The 313-nt window shown below is 51.8% G+C and carries 1 protein-coding gene; it reads right to left on the reverse strand.

The window, feature by feature from the left end; all coding sequences use genetic code 11:
- Window positions 1–313, reverse strand: a 313-nt coding sequence (locus P2081_RS20635; RefSeq protein WP_278924658.1) for a cyclase family protein, incomplete at both ends; no start/stop codon positions are given.

Consider the following 313-nt stretch of genomic DNA (forward strand, 5'->3'; position numbering starts at 1 on the left):
ATCTTCTCGCGTCGTCGTAGCGGTAACTCCAGCCAAAGTCGAAGAGTACGATCGCTCTCTCTGGTAGCGGGCCGTTTTCGCAGATCCATTCTTCAATGTCTTCAACTGTCACTTCATAATCTCGTTCTTTCGCCGCCTTGGCTGACACGTCTATCTTTATTCCCGGCACCAAAAAGAAGTCACAGAATCCTATCTCCCCAACACGGTATCCGTCCACATGGAACCTGCCCGGCATGTCGACATGGGTCCCGACCTCATCCGCGGAAAAGTACCGATTGACCGTGATATTGAGTGGATCTAGGAGGATGTCCAG

It is taken from the genome of Pseudophaeobacter profundi, from assembly GCF_029697505.1.
GTDB lineage: Bacteria > Pseudomonadota > Alphaproteobacteria > Rhodobacterales > Rhodobacteraceae > Pseudophaeobacter > Pseudophaeobacter profundi.